Source organism: Marinobacter sp. NSM (assembly GCF_052380025.1).
Taxonomy (GTDB): domain Bacteria; phylum Pseudomonadota; class Gammaproteobacteria; order Pseudomonadales; family Oleiphilaceae; genus Marinobacter.
This window is the reverse complement of record NZ_JBQTCK010000002.1, coordinates 533,395-556,160: the sequence shown is the minus strand read 5'-3', so window position 1 is coordinate 556,160 and position 22,766 is coordinate 533,395. Positions and strand designations below refer to the sequence as shown.

Sequence of the window (22,766 nt, the reverse complement as noted above, 5' to 3'; positions counted from 1 at the left end):
CATGTACGCTCGACAAAAGCCATCCCTGGCTTTTGACGGTCCCGGAAAGCCCTACCAGCCCCAAGTGCTCCCTGACCATGGAGATTGCTGTTTGCGCGCATACGCTGATAACGACTACCCCGCTGACCACAAACCCGATTGGTCCATCATTTCTGGATTATGGCCCTATTTGCTGGAATTCCGTGGCCGGGTGGTGCTGGCGCTGTCATTGCTGGTACTGGCGAAACTGGCCACCGTCGCCACGCCGGTCGCCCTGAAATACATCGTCGATTACCTGGACCAGAATCGCGGCGCCGACATGCTGCTGTGGATTCCGGTTGTGCTGGTAGTGGCCTACGGTTCGCTCAGATTTGGCGCCACCCTGTTCAGCGAACTGCGGGATGCGGTTTTTGCGCGGGTGGCGGAACGGGCCATGCGGCGGGTGTCTCTGCGGGTGTTTGAACACCTGCACCGGCGGGAGCTGGGTTTTCACCTGGACCGCAAAACCGGTGGCCTGGCCCGGGATATTGAACGGGGCACCAACGGCATCAGCTTCCTGCTGCGCTTCACCTTGTTCAATATTGTGCCCACTATCCTGGAAATCCTACTGGTAGCGGGCATCCTGCTGGTGGTGTTCAACGTGGGTTACGTCCTCGCCATTCTGGTGGCGGTGGTGGTTTATGTGGTGTTCTCGATCAAGATCACCGAGTGGCGAACCAAGTTCGTGCGGGAAGCCAATGCAAGGGACAACCAGTCCAACTCCCGAGCCATCGACAGCCTGCTGAACTACGAAACGGTCAAATACTTTAATAACGAACGCTACGAAGCCGAACTGTACGACCAGGACCTGGACGAGTGGGAAAAGGCCCGGCTGAAGAACCGCTTGTCCCTGGCCACCCTGAACGCCGGCCAGGCGCTGATCATCGGCGTGGCGCTAATTGTGATCATGGCCATGGCGGTAGGCGAAGTGGCCAGCGGTGAAATCACCCTGGGCGACTTCACCATGATCAACGCCTACCTGATCCAGCTGTTCATCCCCCTGAACGCATTGGGCTTCGTTTACCGGGAAATCCGCCAGGCCCTGGTGAACGTGGAGCGGTTGTTCAAATTGTTGGGTGATGAGCCGGAGATCCTGGATGCAGCGGATGCCAAACCCCTGGCTGTGGATAACGGCGAGGTACGGTTCGAGCACATTCACTTCGCCTACCGGCCAGACCGCCCCATTCTGCAGGATGTGAACTTCACCATTCCCGCCGGCCACACCGTGGCAGTGGTGGGTGCCAGTGGTGCCGGTAAGTCTACTCTTGCCCGGTTGCTGTTCCGGTTCTATGAGGTGGATCAGGGCGCTATCCGTATCGATGGCCAGGATATTCGGTCAGTCACCCAGGATTCCCTGCGCTCGGCCATTGGTGTGGTGCCGCAAGACACCGTACTGTTCAACGACACCCTTTACCGCAACCTGGCCTATGGCCGTCCCGAGGCCACCAAAGAAGAGGTGTATCGGGCGGCGAAAATGGCTCACCTGGAAAACTTTATCCACAGCTTGCCGGAGGGCTATGACACCAAGGTGGGTGAGCGCGGGCTCAAGTTGTCCGGCGGCGAAAAACAGCGAGTGGCGATTGCCCGAGTGATCCTGAAGAACCCGCCTTTATTGATTCTGGATGAGGCAACTTCATCGTTGGATTCGCTTTCCGAGCAGGCGATTCTAGGGGCCTTGAAAGAAGTCAGTCGCCAGCGTACCACCCTGGTAATTGCTCACCGGCTATCTACTATTCGAGACGCCAATACCATTCTGGTGATGGACGGTGGCAGGATTGTGGAAAGTGGTAGTCACAACGAATTGTTGGCTGCAGGTGGCCACTATGCCCATCTGTGGGAGCAGCAGCACCGGAGTGAGGACAACTCCTAGCTGAGCCAGTGAGCGGAGGGCCTTGCCAAAACTGTGCGGAGCCATGGATGGCGGAGCTCAAGCGTCACAGGGACGTGCCGAAGGAGCGTGTTTTGGCAAGGCCCTCCGCTTACTGGCGTCCCGGAGCCCCCAAAATCCGGAACACCTGGGCCTAGTTATCCCCAAGCCGAAGCGCCAGGCCAGACGCCCGCACCACCTGCTGGCCCACACTATCTTTGAACACCTGAGCATCGCCGGTAATCAGGCTGAACCAGTTCCTGGCCCGGGTGATGCCGGTATATACCAGTTCCTTGGTGAGTACAGGGCTGAGTCTATCGGGTAGCACCAGGCAGGTGTGGTTGAACTCCGAACCCTGGGACTTATGCACCGTCATGGCGTAAACGGTTTCCAGTTGCTGCAGGCGACTGGGGGAAATCCAGCGGATGCCGCCGGAACTGTCCCCGCTGGGGAAAGCGACCCGAAGGGTGTCTTTGGGCTCGCCATTAGCGGCTTTATCCCAGGGCACACTGAAGGTGATGCCGATATCCCCGTTCATCAGGCCCAGATTGTAGTCGTTGCCGGTGACCAGTACCGGCCGGCCGGCATACCAGCCTTCGGTTTTGTCGATCAGTTTTTCAGCCAGCAGCTTTTGGGCGATTTGCTGGTTTAAGCCTTCGACACCCCACGGGCCCCTGCGCAGGGCACACAGAACCTGGAAGTCGTTGAAGGCTTCCAGCACGTTTGAGGCGTGGGCATCCCAGGCTTCCCGGGGACTGTCTGCGGTTAAACCGGAGTTGTGGATAACTTCCAGGTAGTGGCGATAGCCCACTGGCGGTGGCAGCGCTTTGTCATTCACCACCCGCCCCTGCCCGGCGTTGCGGAAACTCTCCGGAGTGCCAGTGATGGCGTGGTGGCAAATCAGCTCCAGGGTCTGTTCCGGATCGGGTTTCGGAGTGTGGCCGTTCAGCCAGATGACATCCTCAAACTCGGCACCTCGGATCTGCCCCAGTACTTGGCTGGTGAGCGCGCTGGTGTTGACGGCTTCTGCCAGCTGGCGGATACCGCTGTCCTGCCCGAAGCGGTAGCTCTTGCGCAGCATGGCCACGGCCTGGTCCAGTGCCTGCCCCGAGTTATCCACAAGGCTGGCTGGTACCTGGGCGCCGGTGATGGCGGCCAGCCAGCTGGCGGTTTCCGGGGTGTAGTGGGCGTCGAAGGCCCGCTGGCACAATTCGCCCAGCACCGCCCCGGCATCCACCGAGGCCAGCTGGTCTTTGTCGCCCAGCAGGATCAGCTGGGCGTTGGCGGGCAGGGCGTCGAATACCGAGGCCATCAGGTCGACATCCACCATGGAGGCCTCATCAATCACCAGGATATCCACCAGCAGCGGATTGTCCCGGTTATGGCGGAACTGGCGGGTGTCTGGCCGGCTGCCCAGCAACCGGTGCAGGGTGGTGACCTTGGTGGAGATGTCGTCCAGTTGCACGGAGCCGGGCAGGTCTGCCAGTGGCAATTTGCTGACTGCGCCGCCAATAGATTCGTTCAGGCGGGCGGCGGCCTTGCCGGTGGGCGCCGCTAGGCGAATGCGGTACTTGCGCCCTGCCCGCTCCGGGCTTTCTCCGGCCACGGCCTGCAGGGCCGCCAGAAGGTTCACTACCGTGGTGGTTTTGCCGGTGCCCGGGCCGCCGGTGATCACCGCAAAGCGGTTACGCGCGGCCAGGGCGCAGGCCAGTTTCTGGTAATCCACCGGTTCGGTGGACCGGAACAGCTTATCCAGGGCCTGGGACAGGGTTTTCGCCGCCGATGATTGCGGGTCCGCCAGGGTTGAGGGCAACGCCAGCCTTTGCTGGATGCCGTCGGCAATGCGCTGTTCATAGCGCCAGAACCGGCGCAGATACAGCCGGGTGCCGTTGAGCGCCAGCGGTGCCGGCACCGAGCCGTCACTGACCGCCAACGACCCTTGCAGAGCCGCCAGGCAATCGGCCAGTTGAACCCGCGCCAGCAGTTCCTGTGGATAAAGCCCTTGCAGGTTGGCCACCTCGGCGTCGGACATGCTGGTATGGGCCGGTTCTTCCGGCGGCAGCGCCAGGATATGGCCAGCATCATCCAGCAACCTGGCCAGGTCGATACACACGTGGCCCCGGCCCACCTGGTGGGAGGTCAGTGCCGCCATTAGTAGCACCAGGGGGTGCGGGCTTTTGCCCTGCTCCTCGCTGAGCTCCCGGATCAGCCGGGCAAAGCCGGTATCCAGCGGGCGAATCCAGCCGGCCTGTTGCCATTGCCCTAACAGCGCCTCGGTGTCGGTCAGACTGGTCAGGAGGTGTGAGTTATCCACAGCCTCCGGCGATTCCGTGGCTGCCAGGTTCACTGGCGTGTCGTCGCCCAGGTCCAGGGCAAACTGGTTTTCAGTGTGGCGGGTACGGCTCATGCGGCCACCTCCCCGGCAACCGGCTCGCCATCGAACAGGGCATCCAGCTGTTCGATCAGCACTCTGGGGGGCTTGTCGGTAAAGGCGCCGCCGCTGGCGGAATTTACCCCGCGCAGGAACAGGTACACCGCGCCGCCAATGTGCTGGTCGTAGTCATAGCCGGGCAGCCGGGCCTTCAACAGCCGGTGCAGGGCCAGCAGGTAGAGGATGTATTGCAGGTCGTAGCGTTTGTCCAGAATCGCCTGGCCCATGGCCTGGTCGGTGTAGGCGGCGTCGTCCTCGCCCAGGGTATTGGATTTGTAGTCCAGCACGTAATACTGCCCCTTGTGTTCGAACACAAGGTCGATAAAGCCTTTGAGCATGCCGTTGAAGCGGTTGGCCTCGGCCCGGGGCCGGTCGGCGCCGTTCAGGGTGTGGTCGGTGACCAGCTTGTCCAGTGTCTGGATGCTGACGTTGCGGCTTTCAAACCAGAACTCAAGTTCCGGGCGCAGGCTGTCCAGTTGCGCCAGGCTGGCGCTTTCTCGGCCGTCGCGATCCAGTTGCAGAGGCTTCTGGATCAGCGCCAGCAGCCACTGTTGCAAAGGTTCCACCCAGTCGCCCCAGCCCCGGGTACCGCAGCGGCGGGCCAGTTGCTCGTGCAGCAGCTCGGGGTTATCCACAACCCGCTGGAAGCCTTGGGCCGTGCACCACTCCAGCAATTCGTGCAGGAAGGTGCCGGGGCCGGCGCCTTTGGGGAAATGGTGGTGGTTGCGCGCCGCGGGCACGGCGGGTGCCTCATCGGTGTCGTCCTGGGCACTTTCTTCCAGCAGGTTCTGGGTCTGGGCGTCTTCCACCTCGCCGGTGAAGGTAATGCCGGTGCCGGCCATACCGGTGTATTCGATGGTGGAGTAACTGGCAATCCACCAGTCCTCTTTCGCCTCCCGGCTGGAGATCAGCGCCGGCCCCAGGGCTTCCGGGGCGGTTTCGGTGAATATCGTGCTTTCGGCTTCCGGCAGCGGGGTAATCTGGATTTCAGAGCGGCCGAGCGCCAGCGGGGCCAGGGCCTCGCTGATGGGCTGCTCCGCTGTTCCGGCAATCGCATAGCCCAGGCCACTCTGGAGCCAGTTATCCACAGCCGCCGCGCCCACCCAGGTGGCAAACCGGGCCCGGGTCAGGGCCACGTAGAGTTTGCGGATATCTTCGCCCAGGCGTTCCTGATCGGCTTTTTCCAAGTCTTCCGGGGTCGGATCGAACACGGTGACCAGCTTGCGGGTGTCGTCGTGGTAGCGAACGTACGCCTGTTTCGGGCTCTCCGCCCGGAACGCGGTGCCGAATGGCAGGAACACCAACGGGTATTCCAGGCCCTTGGATTTGTGCACGGTGATCACTTTCACCAGCCCGGCGTCGCTTTCCAGGCGCAGGGTTCGGTGTTCGTCTTCCTCATCCGCGGCCCGCAGGATCTGGGTGAAGTGGTGCACCAGGGCATGTTCGCCATCCAGTTGCAGGCTGTCCTGCTGCAGCAGCTCGGCAATGTGGAGGATGTCTGTCAGTCTTCGCTCACCATCCGGGCGCTGCAGCAGGCGGCCCGGCACTTCGAAGTCCATCAAAAAGCTGCGCAGCATGGGCAGTACGCCCTGGCTTTGCCATTGCTGCTGGTAACCCTGAAAACGCTCGATTTCCCGTTCCAGCACCAGTTCGTCGGTCAGCAGCAGGTCGAGCGCTTGCCAGCTCTGGCCCAGGGTGGGTGTGGCCAGCGCTGTGCGGATGAAGGCCAGTTGCCGGGGTTCGGCGAAGGCCCGCAGCCAGCACAGTACTTCTTTGGCTTCCCGGGAGGTCAGCACCGAATCCCGGTCGGACAGGTACACGCTCTTGATGCGTCGGCGGCCAAGGGCGTCCCGCACCGCAGCCGCTTCGTTGCGGTTGTTCACCAGCACGGCGATGTCTTTGGGCTCCACCGGCTCGAGGTCAGTCGGGTTATCCGCCAGCACAAAGCCCGCCTGCCCGGCCTGGCCCAGGGTCAGCAGCCGGGCAATTTCACTGGCGCAGGTTTCGGCCACCTCGGCGGTGGCGGTGCCCTTGGCGAGGCCTTTGGGGTTGCCGTCCTTGTCGGTTTCATCGGATTCATGAGTCCAGAACACCAGGCTTGGCTGGATCTCTCCGTTTACGGCCCACAGCCGCTTGGTGCCGTTGGCCTCTACGCCCTGGAATGGCAACGGGGTGCTGTCGCCCTTGCCGAACAGGAAGGCTCCTTTCGGACTGTGCTGGTCGCTGTACTCGAACACCCGGTTGACGGAGCTGACCATGGCCTCGGCGGAGCGGAAGTTCTTGCCCAGAGTGTATGTGCGGGCCTGCACACCCAGGCGGGCCTGCAGGTAGGTGTAGATATCGGCGCCCCGGAAACCGTAGATGGCCTGCTTCGGGTCGCCGATCATCAGCAGGCAGGTGTCCGGTTGGTTGGCTTCGACGTTGTAGATCCGGTTGAAGATGCGGTATTGCACCGGGTCGGTGTCCTGGAATTCGTCAATCAGCGCTACCGGGAACTGGCGGCGGATGGTGGCGGCCAGTTGGTCACCCCGGGGGCCATGCAGGGCGTCGTCCAGGCGGGTGAGCAGGTCATCAAAGCCCATTTCCGAGCGCTGCTGCTTTTCCGCTTCCAGCCGTTCGGCAATCCAGTGGCTGGCGTGGCGCAGGATGTCGGACATGGCGCTGGGCTGGTTCTGGCCGAATTCCAGCAAGGCTTCGATGGCCTCAAAGGCCGGGTGATGGGGCGCCGGGTCGTCCCCTTTCAGGATGTTGTCCAGGCCCTCGGGGGTCTGGTTCCTGTAACCGGCGGCGCTGTCCAGCTTCTCCGGCAGCAGCTCGTCGGATTCCGCCCAGGCAACCAGGAACTCCCACACCTTGAGCATGGCGTTCTTGCTGCCGCCGTGCAGGCGTTTGCTTTTGTTCAGATCGTTCAGCAGGTCGGTGACTTCCTGCTGCCACTGGACCCAGGGGTGAGCTTTCAGTTCATTGGCCCGGGCCAGCCGCTCGCTGACTACCTGGTTGATGGCCTGGTGCACACTCTGGGGCGGGGTGCCCAAGGCATCCGGGTCGTCAATCAGGTTACGCACCGCCTTGCGCAGATCGGTGGGGGTTTTCCAGTGGCTCAGGGCTTCGTCCATCAGTGCCGGTGGCAATGGGTAAACAAAGGTGCGCCAGTAGTCCCGGGCCACGTCCTCCAGCAATTCGCTCTGGTCGGTTTCCAGGGCGAGCTTGAACAGGCTGCCGCTGTCGAAGGCGTGTTCGCTGAGCATGCGGTTGCAGAAACCGTGAATGGTGGACACCGCGGCTTCGTCCATCCATTCGGCGGCCAGCAGCAGTTTCTTGCGGCAGTCGGGCCAGGTAGCCGGGTCCGGGTAGCTGTTATCCCGCAACTTGTGGATAAGTGCGGTTTCCGGGGTGGGTTCGAGGTGGTCAGCGGCGTCGGAAAACACCTCGGCGGCCTGGGTCAGCCGGGTGCGGATGCGGTCTCGCAGCTCCTTGGTGGCGGCGTCGGTAAAGGTGACCACCAGCAGGTTTGGCGGCAGCAGGTTTTGCAGCGGGCTGTCTTCTGCCTGGCCATGGCCCAGCACCAGGCGCACATACAGGATGGCGATGGTGAAGGTTTTGCCGGTGCCGGCACTGGCCTCAATCAGGGCACTGCCATTCAGGGGCAGCGTCAGCGGGTCCAGGTTCGGGTTTCGGTTGGTCATCTGGTCAGTCATTCCATGCTCCCGATCTGCTCCGCCGCCGACTTGCCCTGCTCGGCTTCCCACAGCGGCACATAAAGCTGGTGCAGCAGGGCCTCAAACTCGCCGCCGGCCATCAGCGCCTCGGGGCTTTCGAAGGCGCCCAGCAGGTAGCCGGTGTCCCGGTCCAGGGCCGTGGTGTAGGCCTGTTCTGCTTCACTGATGGCCCGTTCGTGGTCGCCGATGAATTTCTTGCCGCCATAGTAACTGGTAATCCAGGCGAAACCGGCCTCACAGTGCAGCGGCAGGGCCCGGGTGGTGGCCTCCATCCAGCGGCCCAGAATGGCCTCGAAGTGTGTTCGTGCCTGTTCGGGGGCCATTATCGGGAAGTGGAATTTGCGGCCTTCTTCTTTACCGAGGATCAGGGTTTCAAACGGCTGGCCGCTGAGCTGCCCGGCCAGGTGAATCAGCCAGTCCCGCAGCAGGTTGGCGTAGCGGACTTTTTTCGAGTAGCCGGAGCCGGTAAGCAGGCCGGAGCTGGCGATCACCAGCCGGCACAGCTGCCCTGCGGGGTTGCAGCGCAGGTTGTCGATTAAATCGGCCACCTCCACCGCGCCGGTGCTACCGGAATAGCGAAACTCGAACGGCAAGGGTTCGGCCACCGCTTCAGGCCACTCGGCCAGGGTGCTGCGATAGCGCTCGAACAGATCGGGCAGCCGGCCGGCCAGCTCGGTGCGCAGCCGGTGTTCGGTGACGCCCATGCCCAGGTCGCCCCGCCGGGCCATGCGGTCCAGGGTGGTTTCCAGCCGTTCGTGCAATTCTTCTTCGCTGGCGGCTTTGACGACACCCTGCTGAATCAGCTCGTTGTCCAGGCGCCAGCGGTCCAGGCCGTTCAGGTCGAAGTTTTCGTTGTCGGTGTCGTCGTCTTCCACGGCTTCAAAGCGCACCTGCAGCCGGCGCTGGTAGAAGGTGTCGATGGGTTTCTTCAGGAAGTTCGCCAGATCGTTCAGGCTGATGGGCTCTTCCGGTGCCTGGTACGGCAGGGCTTGCCGGTCCTGCTCCGGGTTATCCACAGCATGGGCACTGCGCCACTCCCGTTCGTAGGTGAACAGGCCGCGGGCCTGCAACACCTCGGCCAGCGGTTTAGGTTGGGCCTCGTCGCCCTCGCCCACGCCGTTGGCTTTCGGGAAATAGCTCCGGCTGAAGGGTTGCAGCGGGTGCTGGGTGGTCAGTGCCTTGGTTACTGCGACGTCCGGTTGCCCTGCCACTGCCCACAGGCTGTCCAGGTGGTCCTGCAACTGGCCGATAAGCACCGAGGGTGGCCGTTCAGAGTCGTCCTTGATACTGCGCCCCACCCAGCTGATGTACAGCTGTTCCCGGGCCGACAGCAGGGCTTCCAGGAACAGGTAGCGGTCGTCTTCCCGGCGGGAGCGGTCGCCGGGCCGGTAATCCTGGGCCATCAGGTCGAAATCCACCGGTGGCCGGGAGCGGGGGTAGTCGCCGTCGTTCATGCCCAGCAGGCACACCTTGCGGAAGGGAATGGCGCGCATGGGCATCAGGGTGGCGAAGTTCACCTTGCCGGCCAGGAAACGCTGGTTCAGGCCGCCTTCGTCCAGGCCCTGCAGCAGCACATCCTTGACGATGTTCAGGGGCAGCGGTTGCTGGTCCAGCCCGGCGGCCAGGGCATCGTCCAGCCATTGCTCTAGCTGGCGGCGGAAGCGGTTCAGCAACAGCAGGTCTTGCCCTTCCACCTTGTGGAAAAACTGCTCGAGCATGGCGGAGAACAGGGCCTCCCAGTCACCGGGCGTGCGGGTGATTTGCAGTGCCTGCCACAGGGTTTCCAGCTGGTGCACGAACTCGCCTAGCCGCCCGGCCAGGCTGGCTTGCAGCCCGCCGATTTCTCCGTAAGGTTCCACCCCACCCCAGGGCTCGTCATCGCCCATGCCGTAGCCAAGCAGCATGGCCCGCAGGCCGGACTGCCAGGTGTTGCGATCCAGCTCTGCCGGCAGGTCCAGGCTCTCCCGGTGTGTGCCGTGCAGGCCCCAGCGGATGTTGGCGCCTTCCACCCAGCGCCGGGCCAGGGGGATCTCGTCTTCGCTGATGTCAAAGCGGTCGCGAATGCCGGGCACTTCCAGCAGGCTGATGATTTCGCTTACGCCAAAGCGGCTGCGGGGCAGCGACATCAGGGTTTCCAGGGCAATCAGCACCGGCTCGTGGTGGCGCTGGCCCTGGTCGGAAATGGTGAACGGAATGTGGCGCTTGCGGCCCGGTGAATAGCGGCCGAACACTGCCTGGATGTGGGGCGCGTACACGTTGATGTCCGGCACCATCACGATCACATCCCGGGGCCGCAGGGTGGGGTCGGCATTGAACGCTGCCAGCAGCTGGTCGTGCAGGATTTCCACTTCCCGTTGGGGGCCGTGGGCATCGTGGAACACCACGGAATGGTCGCGGGCCAGGTCCACCGTGCGTTGCTGCTGGCGGATTTCCTGCAGTGGCGTCAGGTTGTGGATATCGTTCTGCAACTGGTGCAGCAGGCAGGGCGCGTTGGCATCGCCGTGATCGGTGAAGATGTCGATCTTCTGCCCAGGGGTCTGGAAGCTGGCGCGGTAATCGTCCGGGTTGTCGAATTCATCCAGCAGGCGGATGTAGTCCCGGCCCTGTTTGCCCCAGGCGGCCAGCAGCGGGTTGGCGTGCTGGTGCAGCTGGTCCGGGTCGTCAATCTGCGACAGCACCGGATGCGCCGAACCCCGTTTGCGCTCGGCCTTCAACAGCTCGCGGTCACTGATGATGTCGGCCCAGTAGAACTGGCAGGGGTTGTGGACGCACAGCACCACCTGGCTGAACCGGCTCAGTACGTACAGGGCTTCCAATGCCTGGCGGGGCAGGGAGGATACTCCGAACACCACGATGCGTTTGGGCAGGCGGGCCGGATTGGCCGGTTCGTGGACGCGCTGGCCTTGTTCCATAAAGCGGGTGTGAATTTGTGAACGGCTGGTGTGGGCTTCCGCGCCAACGTCTTGCACCAGCGCCCGCCAGAGCAGCGGCTGCCAGCGGGTTTCCGCATCCAGGGTTTTCTCCTCGCCCCGGGCGGTAATCACCACATCTTTGCCCTGCTCCCAGGCCGCCAGCCAGTCGGCCCGGAACACCTGGTACTGATCGAACAGGTCTGCCACTTTTTCGGCCAGCTGGAAGTTGCGCAGGTCGGTGTCGCTGCCATCCAGAAACCGCGCCAGTGGCGTGAAGGCCTCATCTTCCCCCACCAGTTCCGGCAACAACCGGTACAGCCGCCACACCAGCCGGCGCTTGTCGAACGGCGACTGCTCCGGCACTTCGCCATCGGGCAACACCGCCCGGTAGGCCTGCCAGATAAACCGCGCGGGAAACAGGAAATCCATGCCGGCGGCAATGCCTAAGCCGCCTTCCACCCCATCCTCGGTGCGCTTTTCCGCCAGTGCCAGCTTCAGCCACTGGGCGATACCGTTACTCTGCACTAGAAAGGTCTCGCTCTGCAGCGGCGGCATGGGGTTCTGCCGACAGATATAGACCACGGCCCGGCGCAGGTCTTCCAGATGATTGGCGTGTATGGCGTGAAAGCCGGGTTCGATGGTGGGTGCAGCCGCCATGGGATTCCTTGTCTGGTGTTCGAGTCAATCCTGAGGGTACAGGTTACCTTATGTGACCACAGATGCGGACAGTCTGTAACGGCAGAACGCAGGGAATTATAGATGGCGGGGACGACAACCTGCGTCGCAGGTTGTCGGGAGGTCAGTGAGGGAGCTCAGTTGGCCGAAGTTGCTCGCTTATAACGGCACCCTCATGGTTTCGCCATGGCAGTCCGGCATGCCGATCATCTCGTCGGTGCCGGTTGGCGGAATTATTTCCACATTCTCCACATGGAAATCCCGGAAAAAGTCCCTTGCCGCGGCGGCACCGGTAAACAGAACCGCTTTTTCGTATGGATCGCTCAAAACATAGCCCTGGCCGTCCAGATAGAACCTGGCCATGTAATATCGCCCCTCCATCGATACAAGCTCCAGCGAAGCGATCGTGTCGTGCTTGTGGGATCTGAGTTCAAGCTCGGTCATCTGCATGGCAGTCTCCATTGTCTTTGTTGTCGTAGTAAGGAATACGACGCCGGGCGTCTGGCAGGTCAATTAGTGAGCAGCAAAAGTGATGGATCAATCCGCAGCCGCAGTGGTAGCGTATTGATTAAAAGTTGAACAGAAAATGGGTGGTCGTCATGGGGATTAACATCGTTAACATTAAAACCGTCGTTATCCTGACCCTTACGATGGCATTGGTGCTGGCCCTGTCCTGGTCTTCCAGGCCGCTGGCGGACGACGCGGATGCCGATATCCAGGATGCCATCCTCAGCCAGATTGAAGCTTTCGCTAATGACGATGAGGTACAGGCCTGGGAGTATGCCTCAGAAGGGATCAAACGGCGATTCGGCACCTCCGAAGGGTTTCTGGCGATGGTGCGCGAGGCCTACCCCGCCGTTCACAGCGCCACCGCCATCGAGTTTGCCCAGCGGGTGCCCCATGATGGCTTTGATATTCAGGTGGTTCGACTGCAAGGCCCTGAGGGCAAACGCTGGGACGCCTATTACCGCATGGAGATGACGGACGGAGCCTGGAAGATCGCCGGAGTTCGCTTGCAGCCTGCGGACCTGGGTATCTGAAGGCTTCAGCGTACCCGCAGACAATCCAGCAGCAGGCCCCTGACAATCTGTTTTGAGGCCTCGTCGGCGCAGGAAAAGTCCTGAATGTGCAGCTGTTTTTTTGCCATCAGTCTGGCCAGGCAGTCGACATCGATACTGATACAAACCTGACTACCGGGTTTCCAATCCAGCCACGATACTTGTTCTGCCCGATTCGTCCGGGACGTTTGCGGGATATTGAATACCATTCCCATAACCCCCTCCTTAGCGTTAGTGAGCGACCATTGCCGAACGTTGTGCCCGAGGTGCCAGTGGCGTGGCGGGCCAGTTAAGGTATTCTGCAAAAAAGCTGGCTTGCCGGGAGGTATCCAGCAGCACTTCAATACACTGATCGGTGCTGCAGCCACCGCTGGGGCTGCCACAGCAGGGCTCGGAAGACTGCAGGCTTTCCAGAGCACTGAACAGCACGTAATCTGCGGCGTGGTAATCGCCACGGTCGCGCAGGGCACGGCACACCAGAATGGCGGAAAGCGTGAGTTCCACGTGCATGCATTCCGGGTGGCCCACCCTGGCCAGACAGGCCAGATCAAAGGCACTGCCGGTGGCGGCGATCATCTTTTCGGTCTGCTCGGTTTCGCAGAACGTGAAAGCGTATTCCATCCAGAACAGCCATAGATCGTTCTGTTCGTTGATGGAGAGGCGGGCAAACATTTGGCGATGGCGCGGGCAGAGAAATTTCATGGCGTCCTCCTTGTTTTGATGCAAATGATAATAGTTATCATTAGAGGAGTTGGCAAGGCGTGTGATGATTAATTTTTGTGCATGGATTACAGTTCCAGCCCTATGACGACAGAATTCACGGGCCAGCGCCCGCAAACAGCAAACCTTGAAGACCCCCTGTATTACCTCAGCAATATGGACACCATCGTGTCCTGGGTGGCCGATCATCACGCAGATTTGTTGACCGAACGGGAGCAAACCCGGCTGGCGACGTTTGCCAAACTGGCGACTGGACCAAGAGCGTTACTCACGCGCATGGTGATGCGCACCGGTGAGCTGTTTCGGGCTGACAAGCTGCGCTACCCGGAACTGCAGGTGCCGGAGGCCGAGGCACTCAGGGAGCTGGTGCAGGATGGTTGGCTCGACAATGAGCCGGCCCTGAGCCTGGAGGATTTATTCCGGCTGTATACTCTGGCGGAGCTGCGGCCGGTGTTCGGCCCCTGGTTGCAGTCCCAGGGCCACCCGAAAAACCTCGGCAAGGCTCAAATGCTTGAGCTATTGGCGGAACCGTTCGGTACGCCAAGGCCCTTGCCGGAATGGTTACTGGATGACAGTGCGGCTTCGGAAGTCGTCCAGCTCCAGGATATGGCCCTGTTCGATCGCATCCGCCTGATGTTCTTCGGCAACCTGCGCCAGAGCTGGACCGATTTTGTGCTGGTGGAACTGGGCGTACAACAATTTGAGCCGGTGCCCTTCACCCCGGAATCCCGGGCCTTCCAGCAGCGGGCAGAGGTGGATTGTTACCTACAGATGCATGAATGCCGGGAACGGCTCGACAACGGCGAACCGGCAGCGGACGTCTGGCCCGATGTTCCCGGCCCTGTGGATAACCCCTGGCTTACCAGCCGCCGGGACAGGTTGTTGCTGGAGCTGGGCCGGCAGGCGGAGCGTCAGGGCGAGCGGGAACTGGCACTGGAGGCCTGGGAGAACAGCGGCCATCGGGAAGCACGGCTTAAACAGCTGCGGCTGCTGGAACGGATGAAGCGGTTTGAAGAAGCCTGGGCCATTGTCTGCCAGTGGAATATGGCCGAGTTAGGTGATGCCGAAGCCCAGGGCCTGGCCCGCCTGCTGAAACGGCTGGCGCCCAAGGTGGGGGCCGACAAGCCCGAGCCTGTGGATAACCCACCACTGCAGGAATTCACACTCACATTGCCGAAACCGGAAGCCGGCAGCGTTGAGTGGGCGGCTCTGATGCATTTGGGCACAGACGCGGCCCCGGTGTTCTATGTGGAAAATACATTGATCAACGCCCTGTTCGGGCTGCTGTGCTGGCCGGTGATCTTCAAGCCTTTGCCTGGTGCTTTCTTCCACCCTTTCCACATTGGTCCGGCAGACCTGACCCGGGACGATTTTGTGGCCCGGCGCCAGCAGGCATTCGAGCAACGGTTCCGTTTGCTGGAAACCGGCGCCTATCGCCGGGACATTCTCGACACCTTTCAGACCAAGCAGGGCATCGCCAATCCCTTTGTGTTCTGGCAAGTTTTGGATGAGGCTCTGTTGGAGCTGGCCCTGCACTGCATTCCCCCAGGGCACCTGGAGGCCTTGTTCCGCCGTCTGCTCAACAACATCAAGGAACACCGCAGCGGCTTCCCGGACCTGATCCGGCTGGTGCCGGAGGCTGACGACCCCGAACAACGCTATGAAATGATCGAAGTGAAAGGCCCCGGCGACCGCCTGCAGGACCACCAGGTTCGCTGGCTGCAGTTCTTCGCCCGGCAGGGCATCCCGGCCAGTGTCTGTTATGTGCGTTGGCAGGACGACGAGGCAAGCCTGTGAAAGTCGCCGTCCGCACCCTGTGTGAATTCGCGGCCCGCCACGGCGACCTGGACTTCCGCTACACCCCGGCGCCAAGTGCTGAGGAGGGCATTGCCGGCCACCAGGCGATACAGTCAAAACGTGGCTATAGCTATAAAAGCGAGTATTCACTTACCGGCAACGTGCTGGGGATGGAGCTATCCGGCCGGGCCGATGGCTACCACCCCCACAAGAACCGACTGGAAGAAATCAAGACCCACCGGGGTGATGTGTCCCGAATTCGCCCCCACCAGCGCGCCCTGCACCGGGCCCAGTTGCGGGCCTACGGCGCTTTGTTGTGCCGGCAGGAAAACCGTAAAAGCGTGGAACTGGCTCTGGTGTATTACGACACCGGCCGGGACAAGGAAACACTGCTCACCGAAACCGCTAGGGCAGACGAGCTCTGGCAGGAACTGGAAACCCTGTGCCGCCTTTACAAGGCCTGGGCTGAACAGGAAGAACACCACCGGGAACAGCGCGACGTCCTGCTGGCCAATCTCACCTTTCCTTTTCCGGATTTTCGCCCCCGGCAACGGCAACTGGCGGAGACGGTGTACAAGAACTCGGTGAAAGCCGGCACCCTGCTGCTGGAGGCGCCTACCGGTCTGGGCAAAACCCTGGGCACCCTGTTCCCCGCCCTGATGGCGATGCCCGCGGCGCGGCAGGACCGGCTGTTCTACCTCACCTGTCGCAACACCGCCCGGCAACTGGCGCTGGATGCTGTGGATAAGTTGCGACACGCCCAGGATGAGCTACAATCCTGGCCGCTGCGCACCCTGGAACTGGTGTCGAAAGACGACGCCTGCGAACACCCGGACAAAGCCTGCCACGGCGAGTCCTGCCCCCTCGCCGAGGGCTTTTTCGACCGCCTGCCCGACGCCCGGGCCGAAGCTGCTCAAAGCAAAGAGCCGTTAACTCAGGATAATCTGGCGAAAATCGCCGCCGGTCACGACATTTGCCCGTATTTTCTGGCCCAGGAAATGGCCCGTTGGAGTGACCTGGTGATTGGCGACGTGAACCGGCTGTTCGACCAGTCGGCCCTGCTGCACGGCCTTACTCGCCAGAACAACTGGCGGGCCAGCGTTTTGGTGGACGAAGCCCACAACCTGGTGGATCGTGCCCGGGGCATGTATTCGGTGCAGTTGGAGCAACAGCGCTTACTGAAACTGAAGAAGACCGCCCCGAAACCGGTGAAATCGGCCCTGGACCGCACCGCCCGAGCTTGGCAGGCTCTAATCCGGGACCACGGCGAACAGGCGCAACCGGTGTTCCTGGCCACTCTGCCGCCGCAATTGCTGGGCGCACTGCAGGCCATGGTCTCGGTGATCACTGACTACCTGGCTGACAACCCGCCGGACCTGGCCCTGCAGGAGGTGATGTTCGAAAGCGTGGCGTTTATGAAGCTGGCAGACGGCTTTGGCGACCATTCCCTGTGTGAGTTTCAGCGCAGCGGCCGGGGCCGGGCGAGCCTGACCATCCAGAACCTGATCCCGGCGGATTTCCTCACCGAGCGCTTCAAGGCCGCCCACTCGGTACTGCTGTTCTCCGCTACCCTCAGCCCGGGCGTCTATTACCGGGATTTACTCGGCCTGCCGGAAGACGCCCGCTTCACCTCCCTGCCCAGCCCGTTCAGCGCCGAGCAACTCAAAGTTGAGTTCACCCCAGGCATCAGCACCCGGCAGGTACACCGGCAGGCCAGCCTGCAACCCATCGCCGAACTGATCGCCAGACAGTACCGGGAGCGGCCGGGCCATTACCTGGCTTTCTTCAGCAGCTTCAAATACGCCAAACAAGTGAGTGATGCGCTGGCGGAACAGGCACCGGATATCCCGCAGCGCTCCCAACAGCCGGGCATGAGCCCGGAGCAGCGCCGACAGTTTTTGGTGGAGTTCCAGAAGCCCGAAGGCACGGTCGCCTTTGCGGTACTCGGCGGCGTGTTCAGCGAAGGCATCGACCTGCCCGGTGACCAGTTGATCGGCGCCTTCGTGGCCACCCTTGGCCTGCCACCCTTCGACCCCTGGCACGAAATTCTTAAAGGTCGCCTGCAGGAACGCTTTGGCGAAGGCTACAACTACACCTACCTGATCCCCGGCCTGCAGAAAGTGGCCCAGGCCGCCGGCCGGGTGATTCGCACGCCGGACGACCGGGGCGTGATCTGGCTGATTGATGACCGGTTCCTGCAGAGGCAGGTGCGCAACCTGTTACCAAAGTGGTGGTTCAGCAATTCGGAGCCTTGAAGCGTCAAATTGTCGCGGTCGGCGTCAGTTGTTACATATCGCAATGGAAAAACCTGTTCGCTTGCTTAGAATGCGTGGCCTTTAATGACATTCCGCCAGATGATCAAGGACACAGGTTGCAAATGACTCCCACGGATCTCGTATTTCAGAGCTATGGCCGCTGCTGCCGGAAAGATGAATTCTTCGTCGATTTCTACGACTTCTTCATGTCCAGTTCCGACGCCATCCGCAACCGGTTTGTCGATACCGATATGTCTGCCCAGCGCCACCTGCTGCGCAACGGAGTGATGCAGATTATCCTGGTGGCCCGTGGTATGTCAGACCGCAAATTGAAGGACCTTGGCCAGAGCCATAACCGCCACAACTACAATATCCAGCCCGAGTGGTACGGTTTGTGGGAAGAAGCCCTGCTGAAAACGGTTCGGGTACACGACCCGGAATACACGCCGGAGCTGCGGCAAGCCTGGCGTGACGTGCTGAAACCGGGGATTGATCTGATTCGCGGCGCTTACTGAGCTCCGTAACCAACAAAAAGGCCCCGATGTGGGGCCTTTTGCATGCTTAGCCGAACTCGAAGAACGCCAGCTTGTTGCCGTCCGGGTCCCGCACATAGGCGCCGTAGAACATATCCGGAATACGTTGTCCTGGCTCTCCATCGCAGGTTGCGCCCAGTTCAATGGCCTTGTGATAGAACTTATCCACAGCTTCTTTGGACCCCGCCGGGATGGCCACCATGTTGCCATTGCCCGGATGATTGGGCTCACCGTTGAACGGTACGCACACCGCCAACATGGGCTTGGCCATGCTCTCGCCAATGAACGCAATGCGCTCCATATCCAGCAACACCTTGCCGCCCAGCTCCCCCAGCAGGTCGCTGTAGAACTGCTTGGCCTTGCCCATATCGCTGACACCGATGGTTACGTATCCGATCATGCCTGTTCTCCGTGATTGGTTGAGGTTCAGTATACGTCGTATTTGGCATTTCAGAGCTCAGGCAATCACAGCAGTGTTTTCGCCGGCGCTTTGTTATGATTGTTGCTGCATCTCCCTGAATCAAGGACAGCGCCTGATGAAACCCTTTGCTCTGCTGACCACCCTACTCCTGTTGCTGGCCGGTTGCACCGGCCTGCCCAAAGGCATCGAACCGGTCACCGGATTCGACCTGGATCGCTACCTGGGTACCTGGTACGAGATCGCCCGGCTGGACCACTCCTTCGAGCGCGGGCTGAGCCAGGTGACTGCCGAGTACACCCTGAATGATGACGGTAGCATCAAAGTGATCAACCGCGGCTACAACGCAGAAAAGGGCGAGTGGAAAGAAGCCCAGGGCCGGGCAAAGTTTGTGGGTAACAGCGATGTGGGTCACATGAAAGTGTCGTTCTTCGGGCCGTTTTACGCGTCTTACGTAGTGTTCGAGCTGGATGACGACTACTCCACGGCCTATATCACTGGCTACAACCGGGATTACCTGTGGTTGATGTCGCGCACGCCGGAGGTGAGTGATGAGGTGTTGGAGGCGTTTAAGGCCCGGGCCGAGGCGGAGGGGTTTGAGCTTGGGGAGTTGATTGTGGTGGAGCAGTGAGCTTTCGCATTACTGATCAATCAGACAAATAAACTCTCCTACCACCCGGTATTGTTGATCTTCATCCCCCGACAGCTCGATGAACTGAAAACCGTTATCGTATGAGTTGGGTTTCAACTGAATACAGGTGTGGTACCAACCGTCTTCATCTTCAACTTTGAAGCTTTCGTAAACCTTCACGGTGTAGCGTGAATCGGAGTCCGCATCAACGCTGTCGATGCATTCCACCAGCACAGTCCTGCCATTTCGGGAGCCGCCGCGGTCGGTCCGAAACAGACACAAGGCTCCATTGGGAATAACCCGGTTCATGGATTCGCCGAATACCCGGCAGGCGAACATGCCTTTACGCACTCGCACTCCTTCGGGCACTCCGACCCAGTCTGGGTGCCTGCTAGGGTCAATGTAGCTGACGTCAATGAGTGCTCCGAAATCCCCTGCAGCCGCTTGCAGATCGAACAGCGGCACGGCGTTTACATAAGGCTCGAGCTCCAGCACGTTTGTGGCTTCAGGCGTTTCGACGTGAGCGCTATAAACCGGAATATGCTGTTTCAGATATTCGCGCAGCGCATCGTCACAGGCGTAGACAAAGGTGCCACGGATGCCGCGCAGCATGATGGTGCGGTAGATGTTGATGATGTACTGCTTCAGTTCTGCCGGGTCTTTGATACCCTGGCCGCCGGTGCGGTCGTGGTAGTTGCGCTTGTCGATGACGATGGACTGGCTATCCGGGTCATACCGGATCTCCTCTCCGAAGATGATGCCGGCATAGTTCAGGTCATAGCCCTGAGTGGTGTGAATGCAGCCAACCTCCCGGTGTGATCCTTCCTTGTTGATCCAGTCGGTATTGGTGCTGTTCCAGCGTAGCTGAACATCGTCGATCACGATGTCGTAAGCCTCATCGTCCTTCTTCGAGGCCCAGGGCCAGGAATAACCGGCGATCAGCCGTGACAGCCCGACCTGTTCCTCTTTTTCGTTGATGGTATGGACCAGGTCTTTGAGGGAGTCGAACACCTCAAACTCGTAGTTCCTGGCGGTGAATACCACGCCGTCATCAACACGGCCGTTCAGTAACTTATCCACAAACTCGACATAGGGTTGCCCGGCCTTTACCCGGAACTGGGACAGCAAGCGATGAGTGACCGAGCCGCTGGCAGCTTTCAGGCGCTGGAACACTTCAACATCGGCATCGGAGGGTTTGATGGACTGGCCTTCGTCGTAGAAGAAGATCGCCTTATCCGCCTGCTGGCAAACCCAGTCCACTTCGCAGCAGCTGTGCTTGTCCATGCCCAACGCGGCGCAGGCTTTGTCGAAACTGCCGAAGTAAGCGCCGAGATTCTTCCGCTTGCGCAAACGGTGGGACTCGTCCACCAGCACAATATCGTAGTGTTGTTTGGTGAGCTCTGACGGGCTGATGACCATATCAGGGCTGAGTCCCGAAACGTGCCGAAACGCCTTCTTAAGGGTGGTTCGGAAGGAGGTCATCGGAACTACCAGCGCCATTGTCGGTTCGGGCATGAGGGCTTTGAGCGACGAGAGCAGAGAATGGATCTCAGCTTCTTCTTCAGAGAATTCCCTGAGATTGATCTGGTGTGCTTCCGAATGCAGCAGTTTGAACAGAAAGATGGCCAGCACCGATTTTCCGGTTCCGGCTCCACCCTCCACAACGATGTTCTTCACACCGGGATTGAGCAGCTCGTGCATGATGGTGAGCAGACCCTGGCGCTGATCGAAGGACAGGGATTTGTACGGGGAGTATTTAAAGACGTCGGAGTTATCAAGGTGGTCCAGGGTGCGGGACACAACCCCCTTGGCAATCAACCGGTTCCAGATTTCCCGGAATACCTCTTCATACAGGGCGCCGCGCTGGTAATAGTTGTGGTCAGCCAGCCCCAGGTTGCCGTTCAGCAGGGTGTACTTGCCATCGGCGGCCATGTACTTGATCAGCAGGGATTCCACATCCAGGGTGGCGGATTTATTGAAATACTCGCTGGTGATCAGGTGAACCGCGGTCAGCAGTTGCTTTTCGTCATGCTTGAGGTGGGTGCTCATGCGGGTGAGCGTGTCGGTGGTTTCGCCAATGTAGGCGCGCCGGTGCTTTTCGTCGCTGAGCACGTAGACCAGAGGCCAGTTACCCACGGCAAATGCATTATCCCGCAAGTCGTTCAGGGCGTCCCGGCTGAAGGGGTAGCGCTGAATCTCTACCATCGGCGAATGGCTCATAGTTCGGTGTACTTCTTCGCCGTTCCCCGGGCTTTGCTGACCGGGTACTTCTTTTCGTTCAGGGCAATCTTGTCGAGAACAATCTGTTCCACGTCCAGCTCATAGCTGTCTGCCAGCAGCAGCGCATAGGCAATCACGTCGGCCAGCTCTTCCTTCACTTTGCTGACATCGGCTTGTTCGGGAGATTTCCACAGGAACAGCTCCAGCAGTTCCGAAGCCTCAATACTGAGGGCGAGGGATAGATCTTTCGGGTTGTGGAATTGTTTCCAGTCTCTGTCATCCCGGAACTGACGTAGCCGGGCTATCGCCTCATTCATCAAAATAACTCCCTTAATCTCTGGCAGATTAATCAACGATGCAGAAATCCGCGCGTCTCACCGCTACGATAACAAAGCCTGGCAGATGCTTGTGGTTATTTGATGGATTTTTCCAGTAACGTTTCAGGATTGATCCTGATTGAGAATCTGGATGTAAGCGCTGTATGCGTAAACCCGGTTGCGCTTCTTACCGGTGATCTCCCGCACAATATCCAATTGATCTTCCAGGCTGGAAAGTACCTTATTGATTGTGGCGTGGGTCAGGCCGGTTTTGCTGGCCAGCCGGTTTATATTGGCAATCGGCATTTCGAACATGGCATCCAGAACCTGCTGGGCAGAGGCTGAAAGCCGGCCAAGACCCCCCAGGGTTTCACGGTCTTTGGCTCTGAGTTGCTGAAGCTGCTGGGCTGTCGCTACGGCTTGAGTGGCGGTTTGCGCAACGGCATCGGCAAAAAATAGTAACCAAGCCTCCCAGTTGCCCGTTTCCCTCACTTGCTGCAAGCGCTCGTAGTAAACGTGTCTGTGTTTTTTGAAGAATACTGAGAGATACAGCAAAGGGTCTTGAAGCACTTTGGTTTCTGCCAATATCAGCGCGATCAGTAATCGCCCCACCCGGCCATTACCATCCATGAACGGGTGGATGGTTTCAAACTGAACGTGGGCAAGCGCGGCCTTAATTAGTGGATCAGTGGCTTCCGGTATATCATTAATGAACTTCTCCAGCTGCCCCCAGCATTCCGCAATACGGTTGGCTGGCGGTGGCACGAAGATAGCCTCGTCTGGTCTGTGCCCGCCAATCCATACCTGGTTCTGGCGAAACTGTCCGGGGCCCCGGTTAATTCCTCGCCCGGATGTCATAAGTGCCTGATGAACTTCAGTCAGTAACCGGTAAGAAATAGGGTGGCCACTCCGGATTCGTTCGACCCCCAGGTTCAGTGCATGCACATAGCAGGACACTTCCTGCACATCGTCCATAGGCACGCCGGGTTGCGCTTCCATTTCGTAAAGCATGAGGTCACTGAGCGAGGATTGAGTACCCTCGATCTGGGAAGACATGACCGCCTCTTTTCGAACGTAGCTGTAGAGAAACAAAGGGGCATCCGGCAGCAATGTAGACATAGCGTCCAGTCTGCCGAGGGCTAGCATAGCAGCGTTCATTCGACTCTGAAGCTTTGTGCCGATAGACAGGGGTGGC

General features: G+C 60.2%; 16 protein-coding genes. 6 read left to right on the top strand and 10 right to left on the bottom strand.

The genetic code is table 11. The features are described from left to right. Positions 1 to 91: 91 nt before the first annotated feature. Positions 92 to 1,888: an ABCB family ABC transporter ATP-binding protein/permease gene (locus tag ACTZWX_RS06615; protein WP_444713250.1), complete on the top strand. Its 1,797-nt coding sequence runs from the start codon at positions 92 to 94 to the stop codon at positions 1,886 to 1,888. Positions 1,889 to 2,039: 151 nt separating this feature from the next. Here the strand turns inward: ACTZWX_RS06615 and recD are convergent, their stop codons facing one another. The 4 genes from recD to ACTZWX_RS06595 form a co-directional block, all read right to left on the bottom strand. Then, on the bottom strand, positions 2,040 to 4,292 hold the full coding sequence (gene recD, locus ACTZWX_RS06610) for an exodeoxyribonuclease V subunit alpha (RefSeq protein WP_444713249.1): 2,253 nt from the start codon (positions 4,290 to 4,292) through the stop codon (positions 2,040 to 2,042). Then, positions 4,289 to 8,014: an exodeoxyribonuclease V subunit beta gene (gene recB, locus ACTZWX_RS06605; RefSeq protein WP_444713248.1), complete on the bottom strand. Its 3,726-nt coding sequence runs from the start codon at positions 8,012 to 8,014 to the stop codon at positions 4,289 to 4,291. The genes recD and recB overlap by 4 nt, the downstream gene beginning before the upstream one ends. Then, on the bottom strand, positions 8,011 to 11,604 hold the full coding sequence (gene recC, locus ACTZWX_RS06600) for an exodeoxyribonuclease V subunit gamma (RefSeq protein ID WP_444713247.1): 3,594 nt from the start codon (positions 11,602 to 11,604) through the stop codon (positions 8,011 to 8,013). The genes recB and recC overlap by 4 nt, the downstream gene beginning before the upstream one ends. A gap of 177 nt (positions 11,605 to 11,781) precedes the next feature. Beyond that, entirely contained in the window at positions 11,782 to 12,072 is a 291-nt protein-coding gene (locus ACTZWX_RS06595; RefSeq protein WP_444713246.1) for a DUF6482 family protein, read from the bottom strand. A 149-nt stretch (positions 12,073 to 12,221) separates the two neighbouring features. Between ACTZWX_RS06595 and ACTZWX_RS06590 the strand changes: the two genes are divergently transcribed. Continuing rightward, positions 12,222 to 12,662 (top strand): DUF4864 domain-containing protein, encoded by a 441-nt coding sequence (locus ACTZWX_RS06590; protein WP_444713245.1) that lies wholly within the window; start codon positions 12,222 to 12,224, stop codon positions 12,660 to 12,662. 5 nt (positions 12,663 to 12,667) lie between these two features. Here ACTZWX_RS06590 and ACTZWX_RS06585 read toward each other — a convergent pair whose 3' ends face one another. Both ACTZWX_RS06585 and ACTZWX_RS06580 read right to left on the bottom strand, forming a co-directional pair. Next, the gene (locus ACTZWX_RS06585) at positions 12,668 to 12,895 is read right to left on the bottom strand and encodes a hypothetical protein (protein ID WP_444713244.1); all 228 of its coding nucleotides are present in this window, start codon (positions 12,893 to 12,895) and stop codon (positions 12,668 to 12,670) included. 16 nt (positions 12,896 to 12,911) lie between these two features. Continuing rightward, complete coding sequence (locus ACTZWX_RS06580; RefSeq protein ID WP_444713243.1) at positions 12,912 to 13,382, bottom strand: hypothetical protein; 471 nt, start codon at positions 13,380 to 13,382, stop codon at positions 12,912 to 12,914. A 102-nt stretch (positions 13,383 to 13,484) separates the two neighbouring features. Between ACTZWX_RS06580 and ACTZWX_RS06575 the strand changes: the two genes are divergently transcribed. From ACTZWX_RS06575 to ACTZWX_RS06565, 3 genes are all read left to right on the top strand, one after another. Beyond that, positions 13,485 to 15,197: a VRR-NUC domain-containing protein gene (locus tag ACTZWX_RS06575; protein WP_444713242.1), complete on the top strand. Its 1,713-nt coding sequence runs from the start codon at positions 13,485 to 13,487 to the stop codon at positions 15,195 to 15,197. Next, a complete protein-coding gene (locus tag ACTZWX_RS06570; RefSeq protein ID WP_444713241.1) occupies positions 15,194 to 17,452 on the top strand; it encodes a helicase C-terminal domain-containing protein in 2,259 nt (752 codons plus the stop codon). The genes ACTZWX_RS06575 and ACTZWX_RS06570 overlap by 4 nt, the downstream gene beginning before the upstream one ends. 122 nt (positions 17,453 to 17,574) lie before the next feature. Beyond that, on the top strand, positions 17,575 to 17,967 hold the full coding sequence (locus ACTZWX_RS06565; protein ID WP_152436942.1) for a globin domain-containing protein: 393 nt from the start codon (positions 17,575 to 17,577) through the stop codon (positions 17,965 to 17,967). 46 nt (positions 17,968 to 18,013) lie between these two features. Here ACTZWX_RS06565 and ACTZWX_RS06560 read toward each other — a convergent pair whose 3' ends face one another. Next, entirely contained in the window at positions 18,014 to 18,385 is a 372-nt protein-coding gene (locus ACTZWX_RS06560; protein WP_354447008.1) for a VOC family protein, read from the bottom strand. Between the two features lie 136 nt (positions 18,386 to 18,521). On the opposite strand from ACTZWX_RS06560, the gene ACTZWX_RS06555 reads away from it, so the two are divergent. Then, positions 18,522 to 19,034 carry a lipocalin family protein gene (locus tag ACTZWX_RS06555; RefSeq protein WP_444713240.1) on the top strand — a complete coding sequence of 171 codons (513 nt, stop codon included), beginning with the start codon at positions 18,522 to 18,524 and terminating at the stop codon, positions 19,032 to 19,034. Positions 19,035 to 19,043: 9 nt separating this feature from the next. Here the strand turns inward: ACTZWX_RS06555 and ACTZWX_RS06550 are convergent, their stop codons facing one another. From ACTZWX_RS06550 to ACTZWX_RS06540, 3 genes are all read right to left on the bottom strand, one after another. Further along, positions 19,044 to 21,254: a DNA/RNA helicase domain-containing protein gene (locus ACTZWX_RS06550; protein ID WP_444713239.1), complete on the bottom strand. Its 2,211-nt coding sequence runs from the start codon at positions 21,252 to 21,254 to the stop codon at positions 19,044 to 19,046. Further along, positions 21,251 to 21,571 (bottom strand): nucleotide pyrophosphohydrolase, encoded by a 321-nt coding sequence (locus ACTZWX_RS06545; protein WP_141066713.1) that lies wholly within the window; start codon positions 21,569 to 21,571, stop codon positions 21,251 to 21,253. Before ACTZWX_RS06545 ends, ACTZWX_RS06550 begins: the two co-directional genes overlap by 4 nt. Positions 21,572 to 21,694: 123 nt before the next feature. Then, a complete protein-coding gene (locus ACTZWX_RS06540) occupies positions 21,695 to 22,729 on the bottom strand; it encodes a Fic family protein (protein WP_444713238.1) in 1,035 nt (344 codons plus the stop codon). Positions 22,730 to 22,766: the final 37 nt, after the last annotated feature.